Origin of the sequence: Trinickia dabaoshanensis (assembly GCF_002879885.1) — a bacterium.
GTDB classification, from domain to species: domain Bacteria; phylum Pseudomonadota; class Gammaproteobacteria; order Burkholderiales; family Burkholderiaceae; genus Trinickia; species Trinickia dabaoshanensis.
In genome coordinates this window covers 133,834-153,483 of the sequence record NZ_PNYA01000004.1, presented here as the reverse complement: position 1 = coordinate 153,483, position 19,650 = coordinate 133,834, and the positions used below count along the sequence as shown (strand labels likewise).

The window sequence follows — 19,650 nt, the reverse complement described above, 5'->3', positions numbered from 1 at the left end:
CACTATTACACGGGTCTCGGCGGGCTTGAAGTCGGCTCAAGCGGATTTTCTTGTCAGGACTTCCTTAGGGCGTACGGGCGAATGCACGCAACTCGCCGAGCAACGCAGCATCGATCTTGCCGCGATGCACGGACCCCAACGCGTTCGCCATTTGTTCCCATTTGGCGCCGAGCCGTCGATGGGCCTCCGTTTTGACGTGGGCGGCCGTGAGTCTTCTGAACGCCACCGTGCCTGCCGTTGCGGCATCCATGAGTTCGGACGTATGCAAATGCACGAACAGCGGGCGCGCCGCCTCGCCGCTCGCAAGCGGTTTCGGCTGGATCGTCATTTCGAAGAGCGTGCCTTTGTTTTCCACGTCGCCGTCGGACGGCAATCGAAGCGGGGCGCCGACGCGCTCGAGTTGGTTCAATTGCAACAAGCGTTTCAAGTGCTTGGCTTTCGGACACGCGAGCGCTTTGAGTGCGTCCGATTCCACCGTGGCGATGTGTTGGTGAATCACCGTCAGCGCGTCGAGCCGGTCCGTCAGTTGTTCGATTCGCGCCGGGGCGGCAGACGCGCCGGCCGTTGCGCGGCGCAATGTCTTGCGAACGTTGTCGATGTCGCCCAGCCAGCTTTGCACGGCATTGCGGGCGTACTGCGCGGATTCGATGGGATCGAACGATGGGCTGCGCATCTGTTCCAGCGTGCTCGAGTCTTTCCCGAGCGCACGCGCGATCGATACGACGTCGCCGTCGACGCTGCGCGCTAGATCGCGGTAGCTGATTGCCGGTGTCCGAGCCGGAGCGGGTTCTTGCGTGGGTGCGGGTCGTCCACTCGGTGCGCTGCGTTCGGCAGCCGCGCTTGACGCCGCAGGCGTACGAGCGCGCCGGCGCGATGCGCTTGCCGTTTGGCGTTCCTGGCCCGAATCCCCGGACGAGTCGGCGCGCGTGTCTTCGGCATTGGGCGTTGGCCGTGCCTGGACAGCATGGGCCGGCGTTGCCGCACTGGATGGCGATGCGGCCGCGCCGGGACGTGCTTCGTCGCGCACCTGGCGCAAGTAAGCGCCATATGTCTGAAAGGCACCGGCCGCCTCGAGCGCGCAGCGCCAAAGAGGCGAGTCGTCGTTCGCATCGATACGGGAGGCCGCTTCGATACAGAGCTGCTCGCTCAGCGCATCGACGCCGTCCAGGTAGGCCGATGCGACCACTTTCGCATCGGCGAGCTGCTTCGGATCGACCTCGCGGGCTCGATCGATGACATCCCATGCCCCTTGCACAACCGGCGCATCCCCGACCGCTTGCATCGATCGGGCATTCATTCGCCCCAAGATGCTGTCGAGCGAGGTGCCGAACAACTCGAGCCGCGCGACGTTCAGTTGGATCGAGAGGCTATTGACATCGCGTGTGACGGATTGCGCGACGATCTTCGCAAGCCGCGCGAACTCGCGCAGGGCATCGTGTGTCGCGCCTTGCGCTTGCGAGTGAGGAAAGTCGTCCACGATTTGCTCGTATCCGGCGAGTTTCCCGCGGGTGTCGGACAGCTTCTGTAGCGCGAGCGCGATGAGGGTGGCTTGCCCCGATGGCGCTTCCGAACGTGCAGGCTGTTGCGCGCCGGCCGGCCGATGAGAGGGACCGGCCGTTTCGCCGGCGGTGGATACGTTCCGTGCGCCGGGCTCGTCTACCGGCGCGCGTACGTTGTCGACCTTCATGCCGGTGCTTTGCCATTGCTGCATTTGGCCGCTCAGCGCGAGAGTTCCCGCTTCGGCCGCTTGTAGCAGGTATCGATGCAACTGCGCCTTGATGGCTTCGTAGCCTTGCGGCGGCTCGAAATTCAGTGCGTTCGCGCTGTCGAGCGCTTGCAAGCCGCGAACTAGGTCGGCGATGACGGCGTCGGCCGAAGCGAGCGTTGCTTGCGGATCGGCATGGCCGCCCAAGGCCCTGCTCAATTGCCACTGACTGCCGTGCCGTTGAGCGGCTTCGACCGCGGCGACATATTCGGCGATTTGCGCTTGCTCGTTGCGAGTCACCGTACGGTGACCAAGTAGCGTCGCGACGCCGGCACGGCGTCCGGTTGCGGACGAAGCCGCTGCGGCTCGGCGCCCTTGCAATCGGTTCAACGCTTCGGGGCGAGCGGGTGCGTTCGGCTCGCCCGCGCGGGAGTGGTCTGCCGCGGCGGCGGGCGCGGGCGTTGCGGATGACGATGCGTCGCCCGGGTCTGCGGACGGAGTGGGGCGCGCGCGGCCGATTCGATCATTGGACATGCCGGCCAGTATCGAACGCCAATGAGCCGAAGGGGCGAGCGCAAGGCGAAATTGACGAGCCGCGAGCGAAACGGCTGAGCGGCGATGGAATGTGCGGACTTGGGTGCGCCGTCCTACACGCGCCGACGATTCGTCGTTGGCATGGGCTTTTCGCTGCAAGAGGCGCAATCGATCGATGGGGGCCGCTATCGTCCCGACAGAGCGACGCGTTCGCCTGTGATTCCGGCGAACGAGGATCCATCGCGCTGCTCCCGCGAAAGGCCGGCCGTGCGAACACGTGACGGCCACATCCACCATCGAGGCCCTCATGAACGTGAATGTTTCCAGCAACAGCCAAGTCAACATCGATCAGCCCGGCGATTCCGAATCCAAAACCAAGTCGTCCGGCGACACGGGTGTTACCGCCGACTACGAGGCGCTTTACGAATCGGCAATGACGTCGCTCGAGAAGATGCTGCAGTCGGTGCTGGGTGAATTGTCGAAAATCGGTTCCGCACCCGACACCGGTGCTTCGGGCACCCGCGCTCCGGCACAGGGCACGCAAGCAGCCGATGCGACGAAGCAGGCAGCCCCCAGCATGACCACGCAGAGCGCAGCCGGGGCCTTGGCCGCTTACATGCATGAGCACAACGTCAATACGCTCAATCCCGATCAGCTTTATCAGTTGGCCTATAAGCCGGCCGCCGGGACGCCCCCGGAAGTATCGCAGGCCGCGAAGTTCATGCTGCAGAACCCCGATGCGTTCAACAAGATCGAAACGCATGACGTGGCGGGCTCGGACGGCATTGCCGGCGTGAACGACTTCGATTGGGCCGCGCAAGGCGGCTTGTCCGCTTCGGGCGACGCTCAAACGGGTGCGTCCGACGGCGGCCAAGCCGCGTTCGCCGGTGGGATCGCTGGCGCCGCAGGTGCGCTCGCCGCGTTCATGCATGATCACTCGATCATGAACCAGACGCCGAACACGCTCTATCAACTGGCCTACAATCCGCCCGCGGGCACGCCGTCGACGGTGTCGAAAGCCGCCAAGTTCATGCTGCAGAATCCCGACAAGTTCAACAAGCTGGAAACGCACGACGTGGCCGGTTCCGACGGGATCGCCGGTGTGAACGACTTCGACTGGGCAGCGCAAGGCGGCCTCGATCAGAAGAAGTGACGCAAAACAGCCCGCTCGGCTTCAGGCAACAAACACTGCCTGCGTCGAGCGGGTTCGTATCCGCGTTGCGGCGCGCCGTCGCTGGACCGAGCGCGTGACCCATCCTGCTTCGATCGGTCGGATCGATACGACCTCATGTGATACCGAATGTCTATCTCGCTCAATCGACTCACGCCCGCTTCCCACACCAACGCGTCTCCCGAACTACCCGGCGAGCGGCCGCGACTGTCCCCGCATTCGCCGTCGGTGGGCTCGAAGCGTACCGCCGCAACCGCGCAACTCGATGCGTTGTCGCCACGGAAGTCGGCCGAGTCGTCGGATTCGCACGCTGCGGCTCCTGCGCCGGGCCCGGCGAGCAAGCGCCCGAGAGTGGCGATGCAAGCGCTATCGCGTCTGTCCGCTCGGCCGCCGGTGGACGCAGGGTCGGCTGCTTCGCAGGCCGCCAGCAGTGCGCAGCGCCACGATGTCGAGCCCGATGAGATCGAACACCCGGTGTTGCGCCGGCACTTCGATGCCCACGCAAGCCATCGTCTGGAGGACATCGTCCATCGGCTGAACACCTTGCATCACGACTACGGTTCGGAACTGACGCCAAAGATGGTGGAACAACTCAGGCGTGAAATCAGCGAACTGCATCAAATCGCGAAGATGGTTCTCGATATCAGAAAGCGCTTAATGAGGCGTAAGAAATAAGGGCGAATTATTGAATTCAATCGGAGATATATCGCATGATAGAGCGAAATGTGGTGATTTGATTTTAATTGGAGGGTAGAGGAGGGGAGAGGGGCGGGAATTGAAAAGCGGGATCGAGAAAGCTGCTGCAGAGGCGTGAGTCTTTGGGGGGCGGCACCTTTACTGCCGGTACGACACAACGCAAAAAAGGGTGCGCCCCGCGCGGCGCGAGGGCACACCTAAGCGCTGCTAGTGCATTAGCCCTGCGTCAAGCTCTTGGCGTTCTTCGGACCCGATTCAGCGAGCTGGTCCTTCGTCATGTCGTTGTTGATCGCGTTTTCGAGCTGCGTTGCATAGTCTTGCAGCGCGATGCTTTCTGCCGTGTTCTTGCCCCAATCAGCCGCAGCAGCAGCGTTTGCACCGGATCCAACCGACGACGGAACGGAAAATGCCATGATCAACTCCTCGATTCAAAGTTTAGCCCTAAGCGGGCGGTGATTGCCATGGCTTCGCGGCTGCGAAGTATGGCCGATTCGTACTTTCGTACAAGTAACAACTTTCGGCTTTAGAGATTTTCTTCTCTGGGCCACGCAATGTTGTCTGCGTTGGATTGAAGTTTGCCCAAGTTCACAAGCCGAATTCCGTATGAGAACGAATTTTCTGGGACGATAGCGAATCGACGATGTGACGAATAGACTGCGATTCGTTCGGTGAACTCCATTCGAAACGATAGGGCGCCTGTTTCGCCTCGATGTGTTCGATTTCGTCGTATTGGCGGGTATGCGATATCGATGCGCAATAAGCTTTTGATTTCCTCGATCTCCATCGTCGCACGCGTGACCGTCGATTCTTCCAGCGGCGCTCGGATGATGGTCGAGGGCTAACGGAGGCAGTCATGGATATCAACCAAACGCATGCTTCGAGCGCGCGGAGCGAGCCACAATCGCCGAGCGAAGAGTCGCGCAGTCCCGCTCACGCCGCAGCATCCACCCCGCCCGAGGCGACGCAAGAGCCCGCCGGCGCATTAGCGTCGCTCGCCGGCCACCGGCGATCGCGCTCGCCCGATGCGTCTGAGGCATCCGAGCGGACGGACCCTTCGGGCGGTGCGCAGCGGCCGCGCAAGAAACTGCGCACGGCACACGGCGTACGCTTCGCGGAGCCTGCGAGCGAGGGGAGCGCGAGCGCGGCCGGGCCGTCTTCGTCGCAACCCATGGCACGTTTGCGCGCGATGCCGCGGCATGAGGCCGACGATCCGGAGCAGCGCAGCATCAACGAACAGATCGCTCGAAACCAACGCGCGCTGATCGATCGCCTGCATGTGGAGCGGCAACCCGCAGCGGCGCTCGTGCGGCGAGATTGGGTCTTGGCGGAAGCCGGACGGTATTTGACGGCCCCGGACCATCACAGGTTACTGAACGACGTCCTGCATTTATCCGAAGAAGAACGTGCCGAGGTCGCGCGATTGCTACCGCCGGGGCTTGCCGGTGCCTACCTGTCGCGCGACGAGCAAGCGCTTGCTCATTCGCTTGGCGGCGGTACTCCCGATGTCGCCTTGAGGCGCGCCGGCTGGATGATGCGCGCCGGCCTCGCGAGCAGGCATTTCCCCGGGGCGGTGCGCTCGGAACCCATGTCGCGCACGATCGAGCAAGCCGAGGCCGATCTTCGCGAGCACTTCGAGCATGGTGGGCCGAGCTCGCAGGCGAACGCGGTACTCGATTTGGTCGCGTCGGCGTTGTGCGCGCCGACGCTCGAAGACGCTCACCGTCTCGCGCAGTTGGTTTTGCAGCCGCACTATTTTCGCGCGCTACCGGATAGCCAGCGGGCAACCGCGCTTTCGTTGCTCTGCCAAGGTCTGCTCTCGGTCAACACGGTTGCTTGGATCACGCTCTCTTCGGCCGCAAGCGGCCCCGTAGCGGGCGATGCGCCCGCGCCCGCCGCCAACGTGGATGCCGCGAGCATCGCCGCCTTCGCCGGGCTCCATCGAAACGGCCTTGCCGAGATCATTCCCATGCTGCTCGGGGCGGCTCGCGGCACAGCGTCGATGACGTCGAGCGCCGCATATGGCATCTTGTTCCCCGTAGCACAGATGGTGGGGCGCGGTATGCCGGATTCGCAGGCCCAGCGCGCCCTACTGGATCTCTACGAGCATCTGCTCGCTCATGTCGATGGGCCCGAGCGAGGCCAATCCTATACAGACCTCTCGGGGATGATCTCCGCGTTTGGCGAGCCCGGACTGCGCCGCCGCGCATTCAATCTCGTCACGCAACATCGCCCCGGTGCAGCTCGCACGAACGATTGGCTGGCTCACTTGGACGCACCGGCGAGAACCCGCGTGCTCCTGACCGTGATCTATCAGCTGAACACGCTGGGCGATGAATTGCGCGACGACGCGTTCGGGTTGCTGCTCGATCAAACGGCGCCGGGCGCAATCGAGCGGTTTCCCGGCGACGCTCGGCAACGGCTGCTCGAACAGGCGCGCGAACTCGAGGCGCCGCCGGGCGACAACATAAGATTGCTCGCTGTCGTCGGACGCCTGCTCGATCATGCACCCGTCGACGACATCGTGCTGTCGCTGGGGGTGCTTTTCGGGCACGCGGACGAAGCGGTCGAAGACGATGCGCTCGAAGAGGCGGTATGGCAACTGTGGGACAGGTTCCTGCCGTTGCTTCCGGCCGATGCTAGCGCGCACTTGCTCGCGCACGCGGTCGCCGTCGACACGGCTTACATGCAGTTTGCCATGCGCCGCTTCGCCGGCGTCGACGCAACGCGGCTGCATGCCATGCTCGGAGCACTAAACGACGCGAGAAGCGCACCGATGGCGAACGATCTCGTCGAACGTGGCATCGACGATGCGGACGCGCTTCATGCGACTTTGCAGACCATCCTCGCGGAACGGCCACCGGCGCAGCGTGCCGCGGCCGCATCCTCGATCGCTCAAGTGCTTGCCTGGGCCGCGATGACGATGCCCGAGCCGGCGCGTCCTCAGGCGGTAAGAAACAGCGTGCGAGAGGCGCTGCGCATCGTCAACGATACGCCGGTGCAGGCGCGCGCCGCGGTGCTCGCCGCCTACCTGCGGCCGGAACCCGCGCAACGGGTCGGCCCCGTGGCTTACCAATACCTGGCAAGCGCGATGTTCTCGGGCAATTCGCAGCAGTTTCACCGATGGCTCGACACGGTGCCTGCAAGCGACAGGTTATCGATGGCGACCGGCGTTGCACGCTTGCTTCCCTCCGTGCGGGGGCAAGCGCCGGCTGCTCGCGCCGTCACGGTCGTCGAGGGGCTCTACCCGCGGTCGCTCGAATCGTGGAGCGATCATCATGCGTTGGTGGGGGCGTTGACGGACACGCTCGCGCGTTGGCCTGCGACGTTCGACGTCGAGCGTCTGCGCCTCGGCGCCATGATCGAACACGGGGTTCGCGCACTCCCGCCGGGCGCCGAGCACGCGCAAGTACTCCATCACCTCGCCATGGCGGCGCGGCAGTTTCCGCGAGGGTCGTCGTCGAGCGGCGAAGCGGCCCCCGGCACGCACGCATGGGCAATGCGGTTGATTCAGTCGGAACTCAGCCGCACCGACGACGCAACGCGTGAGCGCGTCTTGCGCGAAATGGAGGAGTAACGGCGGGGCGTCAACGCGGCCGCGACGCGCGCGGCCGCGCCCTAGGCGCGAATCCAGATGTAGTCGCCGTTGGCGAGATGGCGGAACATCTCGTCGTCGGAAAGCAGAATGTTTTCCCGCCAGTACCGCCCATGCTCGACATAATGCTCGATCAATTCGACCAGCCATTGTCCGTCGGTATTGGCTTCGAGCACGGCGCGCACGACGAGCACCACGCCCCCGGTATTGGCTTCGACACCTAGCTGCGCTTGATCTTGCGCGTAGACGGAAAGGTTGGCCTCGAGCAGCAGCCGAAAAACGCGCAGCGTGCGCCCGCCCGACACCACGCCGAATTGGAAATTGACGTAGATCGCCGCGGGGTCTTCCTTGTAAAAATCGATCGCGACGTCGAAGTCGTCGATCGCGATGACGCCGCGTTCGATGACGAGATCGGCGTTACCGATTCCTCGCAGGCTGCAGAGCTCCCGAATGAGCTGGTTCCGACGTTCGAGGCTCATGGGGCGGCCGCCTTTCTAGATCGATCGCGACCGAACGTCGGATCGCCGTTGCGCACGCGTTATTCGGGCCGCGCATCGATGGCGGCGCGACATAGTTGCGCTGCCGCGCTCAGCCCGTCGGCGACGGTCGTTGCATGTTGGCGCGCCATCGGATCGGCTAGTTTGACGGCCTGGATGGCAATGCCGGCCGCCGCGCGTTCGAGTCCCGTCGCGGCCAACGAGAGCGGCGCACGGTCGGAACCGGGGGTGTCCGCCAGCGTGCCGGCCTTGTCGATGGTATCGATCATTTCAGGCGTAATTGCGTCGTACATGATTAACCTCCGTTCGTTTAATGTGTTTCGGTGTGCGAATCGATGAATTGCTTGGTGCCGTCGCTGGCTTCCACGTATTGCAGGGCGTCCACGGCCAGCGCCGATTCGACGTTGGCCGGGGCCGCGAAGGCGTCGTTCAGCGCGAATCGCTGGTCGATGCGCGTGACCATCGGGGCCAAGTCCGTGCTCATCCGATCGAGTGTCTCGCGCACGGCAGTCGCGTTTCTGGCTACGCCGGTCACCTCGAATTCGCGGCGCCCGAGATAGCCGACCTTCAGCGCCGGCTCGTGCAGGGATTCGGCCAAGTCGCGCGCGATTTGATCCGCGCACCCGAGCCGCCAGACGATCTTGCCCGGCGCGACCGCTTCCAGCGCGGTGCGCAACGTTGCGTCGTGCGCGCTGTCAGGCACGATGCCGACGACGGCGAAGCGAGCGCCGGTCTGGGTGACCGTCACATCCGATGCATGCAGGCGATCGAGCACGCGCTGCACCGTAGCCGCGGTGGGGGCGGGCGGCGGGACTTCGAGGGCGTTCCTGCCGCGCGGGTGGAGGACGGCAGGCAATGCAATGCCGGCGCATCCGATCGCCATCAGCGCGATACCGGCGACGGCCGCCGCGTGGAGCCCGCGACGTGCCCCGGTACCGGGAGCGGGTCCCGATGCAGGCGCCAATTCATGGCTGGCCATGAGCGCCATCGGCGCCGATGCGGGATCGGGCGCCGGGGCAGATGAGGGCGACAACAGCGTTTCCAGCAATTCGATATCCGACGGCCATTGGGCGTCGGCGTCGCCCGCACAGAGCACCACGTTGCCGAAGCGATGCGGCTTGAAATCGTCCATGACGATGGCTTCGCCGGAAGCCTCGCCCGAAACGATGATCAAGGCACCGTCGTCGCGCCGGAGAACTTGCATGGCGTGCTGGTCCCAGTCGCTGATCTGGATATCCGATTGCTCGTCGTTTCCGATCACGGTCGGCAGCGCGTTCAGCGTAACGCGAGCCCCGGCGTGGCGGCCGGTCAGCAAACGTATTTCTTTGGTCATGATCGACTCCCTTTTGATGAAATGCCGCGCGTTGCGCGGCGGCGATTAGGCGGCAATACGGCGGCGGCTGAGCAGCGACTTCAAAATGGCGGTGCCTCGCGCGCGTTCGTCGTCCGTTCGCCGGCGTGTGAGGTTGAGCAGCAACAACGGCAGCAGCAAGTTGGCCGACTGCTGGTGTTGCGGCGCGGTGCCGGCCGGTTTTTCCACCGCCTGCACGAGGCGTTCGCGCACCTGCGCGAGCCGGGCCGGCGAAACGAGATCGCCACCCGGGAGCGCCAGGAACTCGAGCATGACCTTCAGCGGCTCGTAGGTCGAACCGGCGGTCCGCAGCGCGGCGGCCTGCGCCTTGCGCGCGTCGAGCAGCGCCTGCTCCGCGCTCATCCGGGCCGTTTCGGTTTCGTGTGCGCTGCCCGCGCCGCGTAGGAACTGCTTGCCGCGCGCGCCAGGCGCGGCGGTCACGTCGTCTTCGTTTTGCTCGCGCTCGTCGTCGTTGCCGCCGCTCGAGCCGGAATGTTCCTGCTGCGGGCGATCGCCCACACGCATGACGCTTTCCGAGGTCTTTTGTAGATACTCGGTGAGCATCATCAACAGTTCTTCGCTGGCGCCGGCCTCGTCGATGCCGTCCTGCGAATCCGCTCCGCGCCTGCGTTTCGTGCGAGAGCGGTTCGTCTTTTGGACGTGGTGTGCGTGATGATGCCGATGATGGGCCTGCTGCGTCTGCTGTGCGGACGGGCTATCGGAATCGCTCGCGTCGCCGACGGGGACGACGGTCGTGCCGGAAACGCGAAGGCGGCTCATGGGAACACCGTATGCATGACGGATTGCGCGAACTGCAGGATCGCCGATGCACCCCACGGCGCGGCGACGATGATGACCACGGTCACGACCAGGAACTTCACGCCGTGCGAGATCGTTGCGTCCTGCAGCGACGTGACGGCCTGCAAGAACGCGATCAACAAACCCGCGGCGGCGGCAACGCCTACCGCGGGCAGCGATACGAGCAAACACAACGTCAAGGCGTTGGTCGTCAAATGGGTAATCGCATCTGTATCCATACGTCACCTATAGGTGGAAACGAGCCCGTGAATCAGCGTGGACCATCCGTCCATCGATACGAACAGCAAGAGCTTGAAAGGGATGGCCACGTTGGTCGGCGTCACCTGCGATAGACCGAGCGCCATCAACAGGTTCGCCACGATCAGATCGATCACGACGAACGCCAGGTAGAGCAAGAAGCCGATCTTGAAGGCGGAGGTCAGCTCCGTCAGCGTGAAGGCCGGTGCCAGCACGATGAGATCGTCGGGTTTGAGCGCCGCGACCTTGTCCGCGGGCCAGATCTGTTGGGCCGAGCGCATGAAGAAGGCTTTCTCGCGTTCGTCCGTGTGCTTCAGCAGGAATTGGCGGAACGGCTCACGCGCGGCATCGAAGATCGGCATGACCTGGCTCGTCGCGCTCTGCTCGCTCGATACCTGCGCGCGATGCATGGCCTCCATGCCGACGGGCGCCATGACGAAGCACGTCACGATCATGGCGATGCCGTTGAGCACGGTGCTGGGGGGAACCTGCTGTACACCGAGCGCATTGCGCAGCAGGCCGAGCACGACGACGATCTTCGTATAAGACGTGACGACCATCGCGGCGAACGGCAGCAAGCCGAACGCCAACAGCGCGACCAGCAGCGAGGCGACATCAAGATTGTCTTTCATCGCTCGCCGCCATCCGTTCGATTTGCACGCCGAGGTTCTCGCCGACCGCTACCAGCTTGCCGAAGGCGAGCGTTTGCCCGTAGGAGACGAGCCGCACCGCGGCGTCCTCCAGCGGCAGCGGGAGGTCGAGCACATAGCCGGGTTGCAGCGCGCTCACTTGCGCGAGGCCTAGATCGACGCTGAAAAGCTCGACGTGTACCGGCATCTCCATCGACGCTACCGGCACCAGCGGCTCGGTCAGCGGGTGGTTCGATGCGCCTTCGAGCGGGTCGAAGTCGTCGGGTTGTGCGGTGGCCAGAGTCACGGGGGTCTCCAAAGTAACGGTGTTCGTATCGACGCGGACCGCGGCACACAAGTGGCGGCCGCGCGGCGCGCCGATACGCAGCGTCGCGCCCAGTAGCGGCTTGCCCGCCGCATAGGGCAGGGTCGGCTGCCATCCGAGCAGAATGTCGTTGCGGTGCAGGGAGGCCAGCATCTCGGGCGAGCAGCGGCGGCTGCGCAGCCGGATAGCACCGGCCAGTGTCAAGCCATCGAGCGTGTCGAGGGCGAGGTTGGTGTTCGCGCCGGATGGCGCCCAACGGCGCTCGAATTCGGCGGCCAGCGCGGGCGGCAACTCGAGTACCGCGCAGCGGCATTCGATGCCCGCGGCAATGAACGAAAGCAGCAAGCCGCGCTGGGTTCGTGCATCGCGAGCCGCGTTGAAAGAGCGAACGGCGGGCGCTGCCGCGTTGCCGGTGTCGAAGCATGCGAGCAGTTCGCCGAGCCAGAGGTTGGCCAGCGCGGCCGAGCGTATCGGGTCGCAATCGTGCGCGATCGTTTGCAGCATCGTGTGATCGGCAACATCGATGACGATCGTGACGGAACCGTGTGGGGTATCGACGATCATCGTTGCGCATGGTTCGCCGCGCACCTCGCCCATCCCGTGCAGCCGCAGGTCGTGCCGCGCGCCCGGATGAGCCGCGCCGCGCACGCCGAGCGCTCGCGTGAGTTGCGCGAGTTCGCTCGGGTAACGCGGCAGCTTGCCGTTGAGCGAGGTCGGGCGGGCTTCGAACATGATCCGGTGATCTCCTTGTCAAACGCTGGATGCGGCGACGTCGACGTCGATGTGTCGGCCCAGCGCATCGGCCAGCCGCACACGCAGTGCGTCGGCGTTATCGGAGATTAATTGCGACGCTCGCGCGTTCTGCGTTTCAAAGCGAATTGCAATGGACGACGGCGAAAGTTGGAGATGCAACAGCGTGTCGGGCAAGACAGCCGGGTTCATGGGCAGCGTCACGGCCCACGACGAATCGCCGCCCGCGCCCGACATCGAGCAAAAGCGCGCGATGCGATCGGCGAGTTCGCGTGTGAGCAAATCGCCATGCGCCGCTGCCGTGCAGGCGTGCACGATGTGCCGGCCGAGCATCGCGTCCTGCTCCGTCTGCCGCGCGTCAGGGGCCCGCTGGCCCTGCGTGCGTTGAAGTCGCAGCGTACGCGGCGCGCTCGTAGACAACGCTTGCGGGGCAGGGTCGCGAGCGGGGGGCGGCGATGCTGGCTCGGTGTGCTCCTTTGGGCCTATGGATTCGCCGCCGATCGAATCGCCCATCGCGCTATCGGCCGCTCCTTGCTCCGGCTCGTCTTGCGCGTCCTGATCGGAAGTACCGCCGCCACCGGAGGCGTCGAACGATGAGCGGGCTCCGGCTCCCGACTGCGCCGCCAGTAAGAGAGCGAATTGCGCGGCGGCTCCGGCCGATACGTCGCCTGGGCGGGAACTGGCCGTGGCCGTGGCGCCTGTGGCGGGCAAAATGCGAACGTCCCGCGCGTTGTGCGTGCGATTCGACATGGCGATGTCCTCGATGCTCAGAGGCTCAGGCGACCGACCGGCGTGAGATGCGCGTCGGAGCCGAGTTCTTGGAAGGAGTAGACGGGCAGGGCCGGGAAGCGGTGCTCGATCATTCGCCTCACGTAACGGCGAATGTCCATGGCGGTGACGATCGCCAGATGTTCGGCTGGCACGGGGCCGCAGATTCCTTCGAGATTGCCGAGCAGGGCGTCGATCGTAGCGGGTTCGAGCGCGAGGAAGTTGCCGGCCGGTGTCGGCTTGATCGATTGCCGAATCGTTTGCTCGACGTTCGGATCGAGCACGATGGTGGGTAGCTCGCCGGTGCCGCCCGTCGCGCGGTGTGCGATGAAGCGGCCGATATCGCCGCGAACGTACTCCGTCACCATCAGCAGGTCCTTTTCCTTCGGCCCCCAGATGATCAGACTTTCGAGAATCGCGCGCATGTTCCGAATCGGCACGCGCTCTTCGAGCATGCGGCGCAGCACTTCGGCAATGCGCTGCGCAGGCAGTGCTTTCTGGACTTCCGCGACGAGCCCGGGGTACTCGGTGCCGGCGCGCTCCAGCAGCCATTGCGTTTCTTGCAGGCCGACGAACAGCTTGGCTTCCGCACCGAGCTGCGTGATCGCGTGTCCTGCGATCAGCGCTTCACGGCTCACGACCGCATCGGCGGAATCGGGCGGCACCTTGGCGGTATCGATCCAGTAGCTATGCGCGAGCCCTGCCACGTTGCGCCGTTCTTCGCATTGCGGCCGCAATGCGTCGGGCGCCTCGCGCAAGACGGAAAGCCCGGGCGGCAGATCGACGGGCAGCGACGGCACGTCTTGGACGATTAACTGGTAGCTGTGTCCCGTCAGTTCTTCGGCCACCCATAAGGCCGTGCGCGGAAACGGCAAACCGAGATCGGCGGTCAGTGCCCGGCGGCCCTTTTCGAAGGCGTCATCGAGCTTGCCCGAGTCGATCAGCGACGCGAGTTGCGGCGAGAAGCGGATGGCGAGCGGGACGGCGAAAGACGGCGCCATTTTCGCGATGGTCGGCGCGCTTTCCTTCGAACCTTCGCGCGTGAGTGCCGGCAGCTCGGGGCCCGCGGGCGAGTCCGCCTTGCGCTGCTTGCGGATGAGCGTGAAACCGCCGGCCGCCAGCGCGCCCGCCAATACGACGAACAAGATGGACGGAAATCCGGGCACCAGGGCGAAGCCGCACAGCAAGGCGGCGGCGCTGAACAAGGCGCGTGCATTCCCCGACAACTGCTCGATGATTTCCGTGCCGAGCGAGCGCGGTTTGCTGTCGTCGTCGGCTACACGTGTGATCAGCACACCGGCCGCGACGGAGATCAAGAGCGAGGGAATCTGCGAGACCATCGCATCGCCGATCGACAGCACCGAGAAGCGGTTTGCCGCTTCCCCGGCGGACATGCCGTGATAGGTCACACCGATGACGATCCCCGCCAGGATGTTGACCATCGTGATGACGAGCCCGGCGATCGCATCGCCTTTCACGAACTTCATCGCGCCGTCCATCCCGCCGTGCAACTGGCTTTCGAGCGCGAGCAGGGCCCGGCGCTTCTGCGCTTGCTCGGCCGTGAGATTGCCGGCGCGCACATCGGCGTCGATACTCATTTGCTTACCGGGCATCCCGTCGAGCGTGAAGCGCGCACCCACCTCGGCCACGCGCTCCGAGCCCTTGGCGATGACGATGAACTGCACCGTGGTGATGATGAGGAAGACGACGAGACCGACGACGAGGTTGCCGCCCACGACGAGTTCGCCGAAGCTCTGAATGATGTGGCCCGCTTCGGCCTTCAAGAGAATCGACTTCGTCGATGCGATGTTCAGCGAGAGCCGAAACAGCGTGGTGAAAAGCAGCAGCGACGGAAATGCCGAAAGCGAGGTCGCGTTCGGGATGTACATCGTCACCATCAACAACACGACGCTGGCCGTAATGTTCACGCCCAGCAGCATATCGATGAGAAACGTCGGCAGCGGAAGGATCATCAGCGCGACGACGGCGACGATCACACCAGCGATACCCACCTCGCCGCTGTATTGCGACGCTCGGGAAAGCGATGCGGCTTTAGTCATGACGGCAGTCCTTCATTGGGTTGTACGTGCACGCTCATTGCGGGGGCGGCCGACGCGTGGCTGCCGGCGCCGTCGCCCGCTTGCATATCCTCGACCCACGCCAGCACGGCGGCGACGGCCTTGAAGCACGATTCGGGAATCGCGTCTTCGAGCGGCACCAAATAGAGCGTTCGCGCAAGCGGGGGATTGCCGACGATCGGTATGCCGTGGCGTTCGGCCATGCGGCGAATTTCCATTGCATCGGCATCGACCCCTTTGGCGACCACGCGGGGTAGGTCGTACTCGTCGGGCTCGTAGCGCACGGCAACCGCGTAGTGCGTCGGGTTCACGATGACGGCGCGCGCGCCGGCCACGGCCTTGTCGGGGTTGTCCTGAACGATCTCGCGGGCGATCTGCTTGCGCTTGCCCTTCAGTTGCGGATCGCCTTCGGAGTTTTTGAATTCGCGCTTGACTTCGTCCTTGCTCATCCGGTGATCGCGCATGAACAGCCAGCGTTGGATTCCGTAATCGACGACGCCGAGCACGAGGTAGAGCACGCCGCCTACGGCGAACAGACGGCACAGCGCCGACCAGGAAATTTCGATGAGGTCCGGTACCGGCTCGTATGCCACGCCGACGATCAGCGGCATGAGCGCGGTGAGCGTCTTATAAAGCGCCGCGGCGATGATGACCGCCTTGATCGTCATCTTGATGAGATCGATGAACGAGCGCATCGAGAACATCCGTTTCAGTCCCGATCCCGGATTGATGGCGTTGAATTTCGGCTCGAGCGGTTTGAACGAGATCACGAAGCCGATCTGCGCGGCCACCGAGGCGATCGCGGCGACCACCGCGACGCCTACCGGAATGGACAGCAGCAGTGCTTCGATGCCGATGCGAGCCATGGCGCGGCGCAGATCCGCATCCGTGGTGCCGGCCGAGTGCACGTCGAGCGCGATGCGCAGCAGCGCGCTCAGGTGCTCCCCCATCGTCGGGCCCGCCAGCGATAGGCCGAGCGCCGACACGAGCAGCAGCATCGCAAACGACAAGTCCGGGCTCTTGATCGTCTCGCCGTACTGACGCGCGTCCCGAAGCTTCTTCTCGGTTGGCTCTTCGGTTTTCTCGTCTGACATGGGGCGCTCGCAGGTAAGACCATCAATTCATCGATCGAATTGGCCGCGAGTGTCGCCCGCTGCCGCCGCACGCGCGTTCGCGCACGACGAAACAGCGCGCCATCGAGCGAAATCCCGGCGTCCGATTCGTTGCCGGACGAGGAAATTCGCCGGGTGCGCCAGGGCAGGCCGCCGGATCCCGTTACGTTACGAGGCATCGGCGGCGCGCCTTTCGTGTCGGCCGTTCCGGGCGCACAGCCTTGGTTTCGATTCGAACTTCGCGAGGGGAAAGATGGATCTCACGACATGTAGCAAAGACCTGGTATCCGCGATGGTGGAGATGTTGACGTGGGCGGCTCGCAAGGGTCATTTGGACGAAGCCGAGCGCATGCTGGCCGCGCTTCACGTCATGCGGCCCGACTTCATCGAACTGCATGCCTACGACGCGTGGCTGCAGATTCGGCGAAATCGCCCCGGCGAGGCCGCGCAGTTGCTGCGCCAACTGGAAGGCCGCGATCTCAAACCGCCGTTCGGGCCCTACGTCACGGCACTGCTCGCGCTTTGCCTGTCTTCGCTCAAGGATCCCTCGTGGCGAATCTATGCCAATGAAGTGCTCGAGCGCGACGAAGACCCCGAATCCGTCGGCCTCATGAAGCTGTTGACGGGCAAGCGCGACGAGACGGCACAGGAGAGCGCGCCGGCGGAAAGCAAACGCGCGGATGCCGATCTAATGCGGCAAGCGATGTCGTTCAGCTATATGCGCGCGTGAGGTGCCGACATGACCGTTCCCATCTCCGCTATCACGCCGCCGGTCTCGCTGCCGAGCGTCAACGCCGCGGGCGGCCCCTCCGACGCGACGCCCGCCACCTTCGGCAATCATGCGCCGGAGGGTCTCGGTGCCCGTTTTCGCGAGGCGCTCGAACAAGCGCGCTTGGTTCCCGAACAGTCGGGGCACATCCAGGGGCCCTCGACGATCTCGCAGGCGGTTACCCAGCAGGACGAAGCATTCGGCGCGTTGACGGAGCGCATCAATGCATTCGAAGCGCAGAGCGGCAACATGTCGATGCAGCAAGTGGCGGCGCAGACGATGGCGATCCAGCACGCCGTCACCGATGAAATGGTGAAGATCTACACGGGCACGGCGGTCGCGCAAGGCGGCAAGAGTACCGTGCAGACCCTGATGAAGAACCAATGACGGAGGGCGCCATGCGCCGCTTTTTGAGCCCGCTGCGTACCCTGGCGATCGTGGTGGCCATGACCGCCGCGCTTGCCGGGTGCAGCAAGCAACTGTATGCGCAGTTGACCGAGCCGGACGCGAACGACTTGATGCGGGTGCTGCTCGAAGCGGGCATCGACGCCAGCAAGTCTTCCCCCGACGGCGGAAAGAGCTGGGCCGTCGAAGTGGGCGGAGACAATTTCGCGCGTTCGATGGAAGTGCTTCGTGCGCACGGACTGCCACATCCGAAATACACATCGCTCGGCGACATGTTCAAAAAGGATGGGCTGATCTCCACGCCGACGGAGGAACGGGTACGGTTCATCTACGGCGTGTCGCAGCAGCTTTCCGATACGTTGTCGAAGATCGACGGCGTGGCGGTGGCCGAGGTGCAGATCGTGCTGCCGAACAACGATCCGCTATCGAACGTCATCAAGCCGTCGTCCGCGGCCGTGTTCATCAAATATCGAGCGGGCACCGACATTCAAGCGCTGGTGCCTAGCATCAAGAATCTGGTCGTGCACAGCGTCGAAGGTCTGACCTACGACAACGTCAGCGTGACGCTCGTGCAAGCGAGCCAGCCGATCCCGGATGGGATGGTCGCCGAGCAGGAACGCACCGGGGCATCGACTCCGTGGATCGTGGGGGCGGCCGTCTTGGGTGTCATCGCCGCCGCGGTCGCGCTGTGGCTCGCATTTGCGCCGCGCGCCTGGCGCGACGCCGGGCCGAAGCAGTGGTTCAAGCGCGTGAAAAAGGAGAGCGGTGCGCCCGCCGTAGCGCCATGAGCTCGAACCAGTCGCTGATTCGCGTGCTGAGCGAGTTCGAATCGCGCGTGCACGAATTGACGTCGGCACTTGCGGACGAAGCGGCGCGCCGGGCACCGTTTGCCATGCCGAGCGCGCTCGCCGGGCGGCGCACGTCCTCACTGCGATTCGCGTCGGCGCGACGCTTGTGGTTTCTCGCACCGGTGCCGGCGGACGCATTTCTGAGTACAGGTAATCGCATCGCGACCGTTGCTGCGCACGCGTTGAAGCCGATTTTATCGGCTCGCGCGTTGTACGACTGCCGCGATGCGATTCGCCGCTGCGTCGACCGCCAGACCAAGCGTGCGCTCTCGCTCAGCATCGGGCCGACGGCCTTCGCGGCGCTGCAAGAGCAAGCGCTGACATCCACCTCGGGACAGCCTTTGCCCGATGACTTGAGCGCCGATGCCTTGGCGCACCGCGGGTGGGCCTTGATGCTGGCGGACGGCGCGTGCGCCGATCCGACGTTGCGCCGCACGGTCGAACTGGGCCTAAAGTTGTCGACGGAAGGCGATATTTGGCAGCACGTGCTGGCGGCTGAGGCGCATACCTCGCTAGAAGCGGGTGCGGTCGCGCGCGGTGGGCCGAAGCCGGGCACGAGCGCCACGGACGAGTTCCTTTCCATCGCAGGCATTTTGTTTCCGGAGTTCCAATGGCTATTTGGTTGAAGCAGCAGCCTAAGGTCATCGCGATCGACAGCGATGTCGTGCGCGCGGGGGAGTTCGCGCGGACGATGGAGTTGAACGATGCGATGCAAGCGCTCGACGAAGTGGTGCATGCAACGATGCACGATGCGAACAAGCGCGCGGAGCATTTGGTCGAAACCGCGAGGCGCGAGACGCAAGCGCTCGCCGCCGCCGCCCGCCGCAACTTCGAGAAGAGCGCCCGGCTCGGGTATGCGGCGGGCCAGCGGCGCGCGCTGGCCGAAGCGCATGCGGAGTTGCTCGCGCGCGCCCGCGACGAGCGCGAGGAGCTTCACGCTCAATCGGCACGACTCGCAAGGCTCGTGATGAGCGCGGTGGAGCAAGTGATTGCCGAGAGCGATCGCGACGCCCTCATGCGCCGCGTCGCGGCCGCCGTGTCGCGCGCGATCGACGACGCATCGCACCTGAGCGTGATCGTTTCGCAGGCCGAAGCGGAGAGCGCGCGGCGTGCGTTCGGCGCGCTGGCGCGCGAAGCGAACCCGCCGCTGAACGTCGAGGTGCTGGTAGACGACGCGATCGACGAAGGCTGCTGCGTGTGCGAATGGGATTACGGCGTGATCGAAGGCAATCTGCGCGCGCAATTGGCGGGGCTCGAACGCGCGTTGAAAGGCGCCGTCATGTCTGCTAGCGGCGTGCCGGCTGCGGATGGCCTCCCGCAGGGCGAGTGGGAAGACGACGCGTTCGACGACGAGGACGAGTGAA

19 protein-coding genes and 1 pseudogene are annotated in these 19,650 nt (G+C 64.6%); 8 read left to right on the top strand and 12 right to left on the bottom strand.

Features of this window, described 5'->3' with window-relative positions:
* Nucleotides 1–64: 64 nt before the first annotated feature.
* Nucleotides 65–2,239, bottom strand: a complete 2,175-nt coding sequence (locus tag C0Z18_RS05970; RefSeq protein ID WP_146013943.1) for a hypothetical protein — start codon at nucleotides 2,237–2,239, stop codon at nucleotides 65–67.
* A 577-nt stretch (nucleotides 2,240–2,816) separates the two neighbouring features.
* Here C0Z18_RS05970 and C0Z18_RS05965 point away from each other — a divergent pair.
* Together C0Z18_RS05965 and C0Z18_RS32620 are read left to right on the top strand one after the other, a co-directional pair.
* Nucleotides 2,817–3,380 (top strand): annotated as a pseudogene (locus tag C0Z18_RS05965) (hypothetical protein); the annotation flags it as partial.
* A gap of 387 nt (nucleotides 3,381–3,767) precedes the next feature.
* Entirely contained in the window at nucleotides 3,768–4,085 is a 318-nt protein-coding gene (locus tag C0Z18_RS32620; RefSeq protein WP_146013942.1) for a hypothetical protein, read from the top strand.
* A gap of 236 nt (nucleotides 4,086–4,321) precedes the next feature.
* On the opposite strand, the gene C0Z18_RS05955 is transcribed toward C0Z18_RS32620, so the two are convergent.
* Nucleotides 4,322–4,519 carry a hypothetical protein gene (locus tag C0Z18_RS05955; RefSeq protein ID WP_102644461.1) on the bottom strand — a complete coding sequence of 66 codons (198 nt, stop codon included), beginning with the start codon at nucleotides 4,517–4,519 and terminating at the stop codon, nucleotides 4,322–4,324.
* A 440-nt stretch (nucleotides 4,520–4,959) separates the two neighbouring features.
* Here C0Z18_RS05955 and C0Z18_RS05950 point away from each other — a divergent pair, with 440 nt between their 5' ends.
* A complete protein-coding gene (locus C0Z18_RS05950; protein ID WP_102644460.1) occupies nucleotides 4,960–7,680 on the top strand; it encodes a hypothetical protein in 2,721 nt (906 codons plus the stop codon).
* Between the two features lie 41 nt (nucleotides 7,681–7,721).
* Here C0Z18_RS05950 and C0Z18_RS05945 read toward each other — a convergent pair whose 3' ends face one another.
* The 10 genes from C0Z18_RS05945 to sctU are packed head-to-tail and all read right to left on the bottom strand — an operon-like array spanning nucleotide 7,722 to nucleotide 16,246.
* Nucleotides 7,722–8,177, bottom strand: a complete 456-nt coding sequence (locus tag C0Z18_RS05945; RefSeq protein WP_102644459.1) for a CesT family type III secretion system chaperone — start codon at nucleotides 8,175–8,177, stop codon at nucleotides 7,722–7,724.
* A 59-nt stretch (nucleotides 8,178–8,236) separates the two neighbouring features.
* Nucleotides 8,237–8,488 carry a hypothetical protein gene (locus C0Z18_RS05940; protein ID WP_102644458.1) on the bottom strand — a complete coding sequence of 84 codons (252 nt, stop codon included), beginning with the start codon at nucleotides 8,486–8,488 and terminating at the stop codon, nucleotides 8,237–8,239.
* 17 nt (nucleotides 8,489–8,505) lie between these two features.
* The gene (gene hrpD5, locus C0Z18_RS05935; RefSeq protein WP_102644457.1) at nucleotides 8,506–9,528 is read right to left on the bottom strand and encodes an HrpD5 family protein; all 1,023 of its coding nucleotides are present in this window, start codon (nucleotides 9,526–9,528) and stop codon (nucleotides 8,506–8,508) included.
* 45 nt (nucleotides 9,529–9,573) lie between these two features.
* Entirely contained in the window at nucleotides 9,574–10,326 is a 753-nt protein-coding gene (locus C0Z18_RS05930; RefSeq protein WP_102644456.1) for a hypothetical protein, read from the bottom strand.
* A complete protein-coding gene (gene sctS / locus C0Z18_RS05925) occupies nucleotides 10,323–10,583 on the bottom strand; it encodes a type III secretion system export apparatus subunit SctS (protein WP_102644455.1) in 261 nt (86 codons plus the stop codon). Before sctS ends, C0Z18_RS05930 begins: the two co-directional genes overlap by 4 nt.
* Nucleotides 10,584–10,586: 3 nt before the next feature.
* Complete coding sequence (sctR, locus tag C0Z18_RS05920) at nucleotides 10,587–11,234, bottom strand: type III secretion system export apparatus subunit SctR (protein ID WP_102644454.1); 648 nt, start codon at nucleotides 11,232–11,234, stop codon at nucleotides 10,587–10,589.
* Nucleotides 11,218–12,288 carry a FliM/FliN family flagellar motor switch protein gene (locus C0Z18_RS05915; protein WP_102644453.1) on the bottom strand — a complete coding sequence of 357 codons (1,071 nt, stop codon included), beginning with the start codon at nucleotides 12,286–12,288 and terminating at the stop codon, nucleotides 11,218–11,220. The genes sctR and C0Z18_RS05915 overlap by 17 nt, the downstream gene beginning before the upstream one ends.
* Before the next feature lie 18 nt (nucleotides 12,289–12,306).
* A complete protein-coding gene (sctP, locus tag C0Z18_RS05910; RefSeq protein WP_102644452.1) occupies nucleotides 12,307–13,056 on the bottom strand; it encodes a type III secretion system protein SctP in 750 nt (249 codons plus the stop codon).
* Between the two features lie 17 nt (nucleotides 13,057–13,073).
* Nucleotides 13,074–15,134, bottom strand: a complete 2,061-nt coding sequence (sctV, locus tag C0Z18_RS05905; RefSeq protein WP_102644451.1) for a type III secretion system export apparatus subunit SctV — start codon at nucleotides 15,132–15,134, stop codon at nucleotides 13,074–13,076.
* The gene (gene sctU, locus C0Z18_RS05900; RefSeq protein WP_102644450.1) at nucleotides 15,131–16,246 is read right to left on the bottom strand and encodes a type III secretion system export apparatus subunit SctU; all 1,116 of its coding nucleotides are present in this window, start codon (nucleotides 16,244–16,246) and stop codon (nucleotides 15,131–15,133) included. Before sctU ends, sctV begins: the two co-directional genes overlap by 4 nt.
* A 271-nt stretch (nucleotides 16,247–16,517) precedes the next feature.
* Between sctU and C0Z18_RS32895 the strand changes: the two genes are divergently transcribed.
* From C0Z18_RS32895 to sctL, 5 genes are read left to right on the top strand one after another with little or no spacing between them, the layout of a single operon-like run.
* On the top strand, nucleotides 16,518–16,994 hold the full coding sequence (locus tag C0Z18_RS32895; RefSeq protein ID WP_158244202.1) for an HrpB1 family type III secretion system apparatus protein: 477 nt from the start codon (nucleotides 16,518–16,520) through the stop codon (nucleotides 16,992–16,994).
* 9 nt (nucleotides 16,995–17,003) lie between these two features.
* Nucleotides 17,004–17,420: a hypothetical protein gene (locus C0Z18_RS05890; protein ID WP_102644448.1), complete on the top strand. Its 417-nt coding sequence runs from the start codon at nucleotides 17,004–17,006 to the stop codon at nucleotides 17,418–17,420.
* Between the two features lie 11 nt (nucleotides 17,421–17,431).
* Complete coding sequence (gene sctJ, locus C0Z18_RS05885) at nucleotides 17,432–18,226, top strand: type III secretion system inner membrane ring lipoprotein SctJ (protein WP_102644447.1); 795 nt, start codon at nucleotides 17,432–17,434, stop codon at nucleotides 18,224–18,226.
* Complete coding sequence (locus tag C0Z18_RS05880; protein ID WP_102644446.1) at nucleotides 18,223–18,912, top strand: type III secretion protein HrpB4; 690 nt, start codon at nucleotides 18,223–18,225, stop codon at nucleotides 18,910–18,912. The genes sctJ and C0Z18_RS05880 overlap by 4 nt, the downstream gene beginning before the upstream one ends.
* Nucleotides 18,897–19,649: a type III secretion system stator protein SctL gene (gene sctL, locus C0Z18_RS05875; RefSeq protein ID WP_102644445.1), complete on the top strand. Its 753-nt coding sequence runs from the start codon at nucleotides 18,897–18,899 to the stop codon at nucleotides 19,647–19,649. The genes C0Z18_RS05880 and sctL overlap by 16 nt, the downstream gene beginning before the upstream one ends.
* Nucleotide 19,650 lies beyond the last annotated feature (1 nt).

Excerpts from the sequence above, each read along its gene's own strand:
- C0Z18_RS05890 (WP_102644448.1), top strand. The coding sequence starts at position 17,004 with ATGACCGTTCCCATCTCCGCTATCACGCCGCCGGTCTCGCTGCCGAGC.
- C0Z18_RS05940 (WP_102644458.1), bottom strand. The coding sequence starts at position 8,488 with ATGTACGACGCAATTACGCCTGAAATGATCGATACCATCGACAAGGCC.
- sctJ (WP_102644447.1), top strand. The coding sequence starts at position 17,432 with ATGCGCCGCTTTTTGAGCCCGCTGCGTACCCTGGCGATCGTGGTGGCC.
- C0Z18_RS05945 (WP_102644459.1), bottom strand. The coding sequence starts at position 8,177 with ATGAGCCTCGAACGTCGGAACCAGCTCATTCGGGAGCTCTGCAGCCTG.
- sctR (WP_102644454.1), bottom strand. The coding sequence starts at position 11,234 with ATGAAAGACAATCTTGATGTCGCCTCGCTGCTGGTCGCGCTGTTGGCG.
- sctL (WP_102644445.1), top strand. The coding sequence starts at position 18,897 with ATGGCTATTTGGTTGAAGCAGCAGCCTAAGGTCATCGCGATCGACAGC.
- C0Z18_RS05970 (WP_146013943.1), bottom strand. The coding sequence starts at position 2,239 with ATGTCCAATGATCGAATCGGCCGCGCGCGCCCCACTCCGTCCGCAGAC.
- C0Z18_RS05950 (WP_102644460.1), top strand. The coding sequence starts at position 4,960 with ATGGATATCAACCAAACGCATGCTTCGAGCGCGCGGAGCGAGCCACAA.
- C0Z18_RS05915 (WP_102644453.1), bottom strand. The coding sequence starts at position 12,288 with ATGTTCGAAGCCCGCCCGACCTCGCTCAACGGCAAGCTGCCGCGTTAC.
- C0Z18_RS05955 (WP_102644461.1), bottom strand. The coding sequence starts at position 4,519 with ATGGCATTTTCCGTTCCGTCGTCGGTTGGATCCGGTGCAAACGCTGCT.
- sctP (WP_102644452.1), bottom strand. The coding sequence starts at position 13,056 with ATGTCGAATCGCACGCACAACGCGCGGGACGTTCGCATTTTGCCCGCC.
- C0Z18_RS05930 (WP_102644456.1), bottom strand. The coding sequence starts at position 10,326 with ATGAGCCGCCTTCGCGTTTCCGGCACGACCGTCGTCCCCGTCGGCGAC.
- C0Z18_RS32620 (WP_146013942.1), top strand. The coding sequence starts at position 3,768 with ATGCAAGCGCTATCGCGTCTGTCCGCTCGGCCGCCGGTGGACGCAGGG.
- sctV (WP_102644451.1), bottom strand. The coding sequence starts at position 15,134 with ATGACTAAAGCCGCATCGCTTTCCCGAGCGTCGCAATACAGCGGCGAG.
- C0Z18_RS32895 (WP_158244202.1), top strand. The coding sequence starts at position 16,518 with ATGGATCTCACGACATGTAGCAAAGACCTGGTATCCGCGATGGTGGAG.
- C0Z18_RS05880 (WP_102644446.1), top strand. The coding sequence starts at position 18,223 with ATGAGCTCGAACCAGTCGCTGATTCGCGTGCTGAGCGAGTTCGAATCG.
- sctU (WP_102644450.1), bottom strand. The coding sequence starts at position 16,246 with ATGTCAGACGAGAAAACCGAAGAGCCAACCGAGAAGAAGCTTCGGGAC.
- hrpD5 (WP_102644457.1), bottom strand. The coding sequence starts at position 9,528 with ATGACCAAAGAAATACGTTTGCTGACCGGCCGCCACGCCGGGGCTCGC.
- sctS (WP_102644455.1), bottom strand. The coding sequence starts at position 10,583 with ATGGATACAGATGCGATTACCCATTTGACGACCAACGCCTTGACGTTG.